The following is a 7,609-nucleotide window of genomic DNA, read 5'->3' as shown; positions in this document are numbered from 1 at the left end:
CCCCTGACCTCTACAATGCCATTGTAGCGCTCTCCCAGCTGAGCTATGGCCCCGTTTTCCGCCTTCGCGAAAGCGCCCGCACTATGGGCACAAAGTTTCCATGGTGCAAGAGGAAAAATCAGCTTTCCTCGTCCTCGCCGTGCTCCACAACCTCCTCGACTTCTTCCTCGCCCAGTTCGGACGTGTCCTCGATCAGGACTTCATCGTCACCTCCGGCAGCAGGAACCTCTTCTGCAGTCTCAACCAGGGCTTCTGCCTCTTCCACTGGTTCCGCAGCCACAGGCTTTTCATCCAGCAGGGAAGAGCGTCCGCGGCGGGAACGCAGCAGGGCCTCGGGATCAAAGGCCGTTCCGCATTTGGGACAACGGGGAGGCTTTTTGTTCAGGTCATAATATCGGGTTGCGCAATCCGGGCAGATGCGCTTGGTGCCCCATTCAGGCCTTGTCATGAGCCTTCTCCATCCTGCAGTTGGTCGGTATGGGACCTCCCCTTGCCATGTCCCTTGCGCTTTGTCAAAGGTTTATGCTTTCCGGCCAGCACGCCCTTCCTGTCCAGCGGAACAATGGCTTCCGGATGGGTCGCCTCGATCATGGGGCCATTGTACATCTCCACCCAGCCCCGTACCTGGATGTCCCGGCCCTCGAACGCCAGGGGATCAACACCGGCCCGGCGGAACAGCTTCAGGGCCGGCCGGGGAATCACCACCGTGAAATCCGTGCGCCAGTCGTGGCCGAAGTTCAGAAATACCTGGCCCTTGACCGCTGCTGCTTTCACGACCCGGCCCTCGGCCACCAGAAAAGCGTGAAAATCCTTCCCTGTAACTTCGTCCGCAGGACGCACCGCATAGTGGTCCAGCGCCCAGATCCCGAGCCCCCTGCCCCGGGCCTGTTTTTCCAGCACCAGCATGTCATCCACCAGCACCCGGTTATCGGGAAAGCTGTAGACCCGCGCCCATCCCTGGCGCAGCATCTCGCCCTGGATCCACAGGCCATCGTCCCGGTACAGGTGCACCAGAGCACGGCCCCACCGGTCCATGGTGGCCTCTCCCGTCCGCAACTCCACTGTCCGGTCCAGCACCAGGGATTCCAGCGCCTGCTTCGCCTCGGGCGCCAGGGGCCAGACCGGAAAATCCTTCCGCCCCAGCGGAAGCTTGGGCGCCTGGATGCCTGTCAGGCGCACCTCCCGCCCGTCGGACAGGCGCACCGTGTCGCCATCAATGACTTCCGCCACACTGGCAGTGCCTGCGGATTTCAGGCCATCGGCAAGGGCAGGGGTACTGTGGATCAGCATCAGGACCAGAAGAACAATGACACGCATGGCTCCATACAACCGGATTATGTCCCGGCAGACAAGATCCGGGTTTTTCCGGGACGGATCCTTTTCAGGGCAGAGCCTGGGGTGCAGGAATGCCCTGGCACGTATCTTGCGGATATTCCGCACTGTCTTCCAGCTGGCACGCATCCTGAAGGATCTTTTCCAGAATGCTCCAGTCCAGGTCCAGCCCATCGGAATTATTGTACAGCACTCTGGCCATGGCCGCTGTTTTGATCCGCATGTACTGCGCGTGTTTTTCGGGATCGCTTCCGGGGTCGGCTTTCCAGGGTTTTATGGCCTCCAGAACCCTGTCGTAGCCTGCCCTGACATCCCCGTCTGCTGTCAGCCAGTCCCTGACCTTCCGGGGACTGCCATGCACCAGGAGGTGCATCCATGCCTTCACATCGGCAATGGAGGACTCCAGCCTGTCAAAGGGGATGGCGGAAAAACGGCTTTCATCCACCCGTCCATTCCGGTCCAGAAGCCACGGCAGGGTCATCCAGATGCTGTAGGTAACAAAACTTTCCCTGTCGTCGGCTGCGATCGCCTGGACCAGATAGCCCTTTCTCAGGAGACTGGGAATCAGGGCATTGTGGACAGAATCCGGGAATCCCGCGTCTTTCAGATCCTGCCGAAGCAGCAGGACGGTCATGTCCGCCACATTTTCCGTCCTGGTAAGGGTCCACTCCTTCATTTTCCCTATATAGCGACCGTCAACACTGTGACCCGTCTCGTGGATAAGAGTGTGCTGCGATCCGTTGCCACAGCTCCAGAGGTCCTGACATTCCCTGGAAACAATGACGCCCCAGCTGTCATTGCCAGGTCCGGAAACAGGAAAGCCCATATAATTCGGTGAGAGATAAATACCGGCAGCCTTTTCAGACAGGATATACCAAAATAGGTCATCGGCAATTTTCGCGGCCGCCCGGTGCCTGGAGACCTGGCCCACGACAGCCGGAAGCCGGGAGGATAGTTCCTGCTCCAGAATCCTCTGGATCCGCCTTTCAGTCTGTTTTTTCAGACGGGCGATGGCTTCCGGCCGTTTTTCCGCCAGCGCCGCCCGGATGGCTTTCTGCTGTTGCGGGGTCAGCCCCGCACGGCCCGGGGACAGCCAGAGGATGAATTTGGCATGGCCCAGCTCTGCCCGGGCCTGTCCCTGCAGGGTCTGCTGCACCGCCCTGTATCCGGTTTCGGCATCCTGCCCGTCCCGGAACTGTGTTGCGGTTCCAGAAACTTCCTGGAACAGGAAAAACAGTTTCATGCGGTTCAGGCGGCGGTACTGTTCCTGAAGGAATTCAAGCCGTTCTTCCAGGTCCCTTTCCTGGGGGGCCAGATCCTTTTTCTGGTCCTCCAGACGGGCGTGACGCTCTGCCGCGCGTCCCAACGGGCTTTCCCGTACGGCGGATTCCAGCACGGCGGCCTGGTCCTCCATCTCCCGGGCGCGGGCGGAATCATGGGCCGCAGAGAAGAAGTTCAGTCCTGCCACAAGGGCCGATACGCCAAACACGCGCCAGGATGCAGGCAGACGTCCCAGGGCTTTCAGTATCCTCATGGTGCTGCTCCCAACCCACAGAAACTCCGGGCGTATTTTCCAGACAGGCCAGTCTGGGCGTCCGGAAAGACGCAGCGGGCATTCTTCATGCCAATCCATGTAGTCCAGGGAAAACCTGCGGTCTGGAGCCGCTCCCTCATGTCGGCCACAAGGCATTCACCCGTCAGGTCTGGATTGTGTGACAGAAGCTCCTGTCCCGGCCACATCTGGTCAGCCAGGACCTCACCATAGGCAGACAGTGTGCGGTATACAAAGACGTCCCGGGCACCCAGCATTTCCGGCGAGGCAGAGATATAAACGACATGCAGGCCGTCATGTCCGGCCGGATGGACAAAGAAATTCCGGGCATTTTCTCCTCCGGCCCTGGTAGAGTCGGCAAAGGCCTGTGTCAGGGCGTCCACAGTCCCGTCAGCGCCGGACATACCCCACGCTTTCAGTCGAACCACTATGCCCTGACGGGCCTGCGCAAGGGTCTGAGAGTCCGGATTGCCATCCCACAGGGTGTCGAACTGCGCCCTGGACAGACCCATCCCCTGAACGGTCAGGAAAACAAAGCGCGGGTGGTCATCCCGCCCCGTATCCCGGCTGGCCATGCCGGCCAGCGTCTTTTCCAGGGATTTTTCCACTGCCCTTGCCTGTTCCTCACTGGCTCCGGCCAGATCCTGGGCAAGGGACCGGATCAGGAAATAATCCGCCAGCCGCTGCAGGTCTGCATTCTCCTGCCCCAGAGCGGCAGCCTCGTGTCCAGAGGCTGTAACCCTGCCCGACAGCAGGGCAATGTCTGCCGCCATGGCCGCATTGTCCCAGTGGTATTCCTCAAAATGCCATCCATGCAGGGTCTGCCCGGAAAATACTTCCTTATGGGCCCCTGTTGCATGGGTGAGGCGGCGTTCGGCCTTCTGCAGGCTGATTTCAGCCTCATCCTTCATGCCGCAGGTCTGGAAAACCAGCCAGAGGCCGGTTCCAGCTGCTATCCGGCCACTCCATGCCCTGATCCAGTCCTTCACGCCAATCTCCAGCAGGCCGTGGTTCTTTCAGGACAAGGATTTCATGCAACTAAAAGGATGGCAACAGGCTGGCCGCGTTCCACCAGGGGGTTTGATCCCCGCATGGAAAACCCCATATACAGGATCAGCAATTGTCGGAGGCACCTGTGAACCTTCTGAAAACCGCTGTTCTTCTGGCCGGGCTGACAGCCCTGTTCGGATGGCTCGGCTTTGCCCTGGGGGGCAAGGGGGGAATGATCATGGCGCTGGCCCTGGCCGGGGTGATGAATATTGTCTCGTTCTGGTTCTCGGACAAAATCGTGCTGGGCATGTACGGCGCCCGCCAGATCCATGACGGCCCTGTATACCGGATGACAGAAGATCTGGCGCGGAAGGCCGGCCTGCCCACGCCGCGGGTGTTCATCATTGACAATCCGCAGCCCAACGCCTTTGCCACCGGGCGCAGCCCCCGCCACGCCGCCGTAGCTGTCCATACAGGCCTTCTGGACATTCTCACCCCGCGGGAAACAGCAGCTGTCATTGCCCATGAACTGGCCCACGTGAAAAACCGCGACACCCTGACCATGACCGTCACCGCCACGGTGGCCGGCGCCATTTCCATGCTGGCCAACCTGGCCATCTTCATGCCCTTGGGCAGAAGCGACGGGAATGGCCGGGGCGGCAATCCCCTTCTGGCGCTGGTGGCCATGTTGCTGGCCCCTGTGGCCGCCATGCTGGTGCAGATGGCCATCTCCCGCACCCGGGAATACAGCGCGGACCGTAAGGGCGCTGAAATCTGTGGCGATCCGCTGGCCCTGGCTGACGCCCTGGAAAAGCTGGAACGGGGCAGCATGCGCATCCTCAACCGCCGCGCCGAGGCCAATCCTGCCACGGCCCACATGTTCATCGTCAATCCCCTGCACGGCCAGCGCATGGACAGCCTGTTCTCCACTCATCCCCGGATCCAGAACAGGGTCAGGGCCCTGAGGGACATGGATGGCACGTTTTCACCCCCGGTGGCGGGTCCGTGGGGGAGCGTTCCCTCCTAAAGCAGCAACAAGGTCGCCAGGCCCAGAAACAGCAGGAATCCCAGCACGTCTGTGGTGGTGGTCAGAAATGGGCCGGCGGCCACGGCAGGGTCTATGCCCATGCGGTCCAGGGTCAGGGGGATGATGGTCCCCGCAAGACCGGCCCAGATCATATTGCAGGTCATGGCCAGCGCCAGGACTCCGGCCACGCGGATATCATGGAACCACACCGCCGCAAGACCTCCCAGGATCACCGCGAAGGCCACGCCGTTGATCATGCCGATCACCGCTTCCTTGCCCACCAGGCGCAGGGCGTTGGCCTTCTGCACGTCCCGCATGGCCAGACCGCGGACCATCACAGTCACCGCCTGCATGCCCGCATTGCCCCCCATGGCGGCCACGATGGGCATCAGGACAGCCAGCACGACGATCTTTTCGATGGTATCCGCGAACTGCGCGATGACCAGCGACGCGGTGACCGTGTTGAGCAGGGTCACCGCCAGCCAGCGCAGACGGCTGGTCACCGTCTGGCGCAGGGACAGGTGGATGTCGCTCTGCCCCACACCGGCCAGTCGCAGGATGTCGTCCTGCGCTTCCTCTTCTATCACTTCCAGCGCGTCGTCAACCGTGATGACTCCCAGGATGTGGCCGTTGCTGTCCACCACAGGCGCTGACACAAGGCCATACTTGCGGAACATGAAAGCCACCTCCTCCTGCCCCGTGGCGGGAGAAAATGTGCTGACATCGCGGATCATTATCCCTTCCAGAGGACGTGCGGGCGCAGACCGCAGCAGGTGCGCCAGGGGCACAGCGCCTTCCAGCCGGCCATGGCTGTCGGTAGTGAAGATTTCATGGAGCCCTTCCGGAAGGTCTTCTCCCCTGTCCTGCAGCCATTTCAGGGTCTGCCCGACCGTCCAGGACGAAGGCAGACCCACAAAATCGCGCTGCATCAGACGGCCAGCGCTGTATTCCGGCCAGACCAGGCCTTCCTCGACCGCCTGGCGGGTATCCTCGGGCATCTGGGCCAGGATTTCCGCCCGTTCCCCGGGCGCGATTTCCTCCAGGACACCGACGGCATCGTCTGATTCCAGCTCTCCCAGCGCCTCGGCCAGCTCCTGCGGGTTCAGCTGGCTGACCACCTCGTCCCGCACCTCGGGGGCCAGGTACGCCAGGATCTCCGGATCAAAGCGGGGCCGCAACCATTCCACCAGCTGCTGGCGGTCCGGCCCAGGCAGCAGGTCCAGAAGTTCGGCAATGTCTGCGGGATGATGACCAGTAACAATGGCCAGGGCCGTGCGGGAATTGCCTCGCTGGACAGCGTGCCGGATCTCGTCCTGGCGGGACGTCAGATCCTCGTTGTCATCATCGGGAAGCGCGATGGTCATGGAACGGCAGGGTCTCCCGTCCCGGAACAGGTGTCAAGGGAGGGAGCAGCATCGCCCGGAGTACCGCAGTTTTTACAAATCAAAAATACCGCTCCGGGTTTAATTAGCAGGCCGGGCTGATCAAAGAGCTTTATGATCGATATGGTGAAGCATTATTCCTTGCGGTCATGAAGAAGATGCCTGCGCAGAACCTGGTTGATCCGTGACTGCCATCTGGCGCCGGTGGCCCGGAAACCCTCCAGCACGTCGGCATCGAGCCTCAGCGAAACCAGAGTTTTCGTCACCGGCAGTTTCGGACGCCCGCGCCGGACAACCCTGTTTCCCTGCATCAGTGTGGCTTTTTCAAACCATTCGTCCGTCAATTCCGGCGCGTCATCCGGATCAGTCCAGGTGCCGCGCGTATCTTTCCTGTTCCCTTTCATTGGCCTTCCTCATCGATATGATATGGTGGGCATCACCGCGGGGAGTCCAGACTACGACGACCGTCCGTCCCCCCAGGCGACCGACACTGACAAACCTGATCTCTCCGTAATTCTGCCTGACATCTTCAGCAGTGAAGAACTTTCCGGAGAAGATCTCACCGGCATCGGCAAAATCCAGACCATGCTCCTGCAGGGTCCTGTCCTGCTTGCCGGCGTCGAAGGTTATCTTCATGATTTATTGTATATACAATAAATAAAGGTGTCAATCATTCTGCGCCTTCGGCTTGCCGAGCCGAAGCCCTAAGGGCGAAGGCTGGTCGGAGTGACAGGATTCGAACCTGCGACTTCTACGTCCCGAACGTAGCGCTCTACCAGGCTGAGCTACACCCCGCGGGAGCCCGGCATTTTACGGGCCGATCGTGGTCCGGGCAACCCTTTGTATGGGCCGGGCCGGGAGCGGCCGCTAGAATGCCCGTTCCACCGGGATTCCCGACGGATGCACTCCGCCCGGGAACCCTCCAGAACAAAGGACTGCCGCGTTGATCAAGCCGCGCACCCCGCCTGGCGTCATGGAACTGCTCCCTCGGGATCAGATCGCCTTCCAGCGCCTGCTCGACACCATCCGGCGCAATTTCGAGCGTTTCGGCTTCCTGCCGGTGGAAACGCCGGTGATGGAGCTGTCCGAGGTGCTGCTGACCAAGTCCGGCGGCGAGACCGAACGGCAGGTGTATTTCGTCCAGTCGACCGGGGCGCTCGAGAAGTCACACGACAAGAGCGCGGGCGAGGGCATGCCCGAACTGGCGTTGCGCTTCGACCTGACCGTGCCGCTCGCGCGTTACGTCGCCGAACACGAGCACGACCTCGCATTCCCGTTCCGCCGCTATCAGATGCAGCGCGTGTATCGCGGCGAGCGCGCCCAACG

The 7,609-nt window shown here is 61.2% G+C and carries 9 protein-coding genes and 1 tRNA gene; 2 read left to right on the top strand and 8 right to left on the bottom strand.

Annotated elements, in window-relative coordinates; translation table 11 throughout:
• Positions 1-118 precede the first annotated feature (118 nt).
• The 4 genes from M3O22_07720 to M3O22_07705 form a co-directional block, all read right to left on the bottom strand.
• Positions 119-448 carry a TIGR02300 family protein gene (locus M3O22_07720; protein ID MDP9196633.1) on the bottom strand — a complete coding sequence of 110 codons (330 nt, stop codon included), beginning with the start codon at positions 446-448 and terminating at the stop codon, positions 119-121.
• A complete protein-coding gene (locus M3O22_07715; GenBank protein ID MDP9196632.1) occupies positions 445-1,317 on the bottom strand; it encodes a thermonuclease family protein in 873 nt (290 codons plus the stop codon). Before M3O22_07715 ends, M3O22_07720 begins: the two co-directional genes overlap by 4 nt.
• 64 nt (positions 1,318-1,381) lie before the next feature.
• Positions 1,382-2,866 carry a hypothetical protein gene (locus M3O22_07710; GenBank protein MDP9196631.1) on the bottom strand — a complete coding sequence of 495 codons (1,485 nt, stop codon included), beginning with the start codon at positions 2,864-2,866 and terminating at the stop codon, positions 1,382-1,384.
• Positions 2,863-3,873, bottom strand: a complete 1,011-nt coding sequence (locus tag M3O22_07705; GenBank protein ID MDP9196630.1) for a hypothetical protein — start codon at positions 3,871-3,873, stop codon at positions 2,863-2,865. The genes M3O22_07710 and M3O22_07705 overlap by 4 nt, the downstream gene beginning before the upstream one ends.
• 146 nt (positions 3,874-4,019) lie before the next feature.
• Between M3O22_07705 and htpX the strand changes: the two genes are divergently transcribed.
• Positions 4,020-4,901 (top strand): zinc metalloprotease HtpX, encoded by an 882-nt coding sequence (htpX, locus tag M3O22_07700; protein MDP9196629.1) that lies wholly within the window; start codon positions 4,020-4,022, stop codon positions 4,899-4,901.
• Here the strand turns inward: htpX and mgtE are convergent.
• The 4 genes from mgtE to M3O22_07680 form a co-directional block, all read right to left on the bottom strand.
• The gene (mgtE, locus tag M3O22_07695) at positions 4,898-6,265 is read right to left on the bottom strand and encodes a magnesium transporter (protein ID MDP9196628.1); all 1,368 of its coding nucleotides are present in this window, start codon (positions 6,263-6,265) and stop codon (positions 4,898-4,900) included. The genes htpX and mgtE overlap by 4 nt on opposite strands.
• A gap of 152 nt (positions 6,266-6,417) precedes the next feature.
• Positions 6,418-6,687 (bottom strand): BrnA antitoxin family protein, encoded by a 270-nt coding sequence (locus M3O22_07690; GenBank protein ID MDP9196627.1) that lies wholly within the window; start codon positions 6,685-6,687, stop codon positions 6,418-6,420.
• Positions 6,647-6,919: a BrnT family toxin gene (locus M3O22_07685; protein MDP9196626.1), complete on the bottom strand. Its 273-nt coding sequence runs from the start codon at positions 6,917-6,919 to the stop codon at positions 6,647-6,649. The genes M3O22_07690 and M3O22_07685 overlap by 41 nt, the downstream gene beginning before the upstream one ends.
• A gap of 82 nt (positions 6,920-7,001) precedes the next feature.
• Positions 7,002-7,078: transfer RNA gene (locus M3O22_07680), tRNA-Pro, on the bottom strand.
• A 148-nt stretch (positions 7,079-7,226) separates the two neighbouring features.
• Here M3O22_07680 and M3O22_07675 point away from each other — a divergent pair.
• On the top strand, positions 7,227-7,609 hold a 383-nt coding region (locus tag M3O22_07675), incomplete at its 3' end, for an ATP phosphoribosyltransferase regulatory subunit (GenBank protein MDP9196625.1).

This window comes from Pseudomonadota bacterium, assembly GCA_030775045.1.
Classification (GTDB): domain Bacteria; phylum Pseudomonadota; class Alphaproteobacteria; order JALYJY01; family JALYJY01; genus JALYJY01.
The sequence above is the reverse complement of the archived record's forward strand: the minus strand, read 5'-3'. Positions and strand labels throughout refer to the sequence as shown.